Genomic DNA, 529 nt, shown 5'->3' with positions numbered 1-529 from the left:
CAGCGTGGCGACGGCGGCGGCGCAGGCCAGCGGGTGCCCGGAGTAGGTGAGGCCGCCCGGGTAGGGCCGCTTGGCGAAGGTCTCGGCGATCTTGCCGCTGATGGCGACACCGCCGAGCGGCACGTACCCGGAGTTGACGCCCTTGGCGAAGGTCATCAGGTCGGGCACCACGTCGTACAGGTCGGCGGCGAACCAGGTGCCGGCCCGGCCGAACCCGGCCATGACCTCGTCGAGGATGAAGACGATCCCGTACCGGTCGCAGATCTCGCGGACGCCCTGGAGGTAGCCGGGCGGCGGGGTCATGATGCCCGCGGTGCCGGGGATGGTCTCCAGGATGATCGCGGCGACGGCCTGCGGGCCCTCGTAGGCGATGGTGGATTCCAGGTGGGCGAGGGCGCGCTCGCACTCCTGCGCCTCGTTCTCCGCGTAGAACGGCGTGCGATACAGGAACGGCGCCCAGAAGCGGACGACGCCGGCGCTGCCGTTGTCGGAGGCCCAGCGGCGCGGGTCGCCGGTGAGGTTGATCGCG

General features: G+C 71.8%; 1 protein-coding gene. It reads right to left on the bottom strand.

Annotated elements, in window-relative coordinates; genetic code table 11:
* The coding region (locus E6R62_RS38995) for an aminotransferase class III-fold pyridoxal phosphate-dependent enzyme (protein WP_136218049.1) at positions 1 to 529 on the bottom strand (529 nt) is incomplete at both ends.

It is taken from the genome of Streptomyces sp. A1136, assembly GCF_004795055.1.
Lineage (GTDB): Bacteria > Actinomycetota > Actinomycetes > Streptomycetales > Streptomycetaceae > Streptomyces.
Note: the sequence above shows the minus strand (reverse complement) of the source record. Positions and strands in the feature narration are given on the sequence as shown.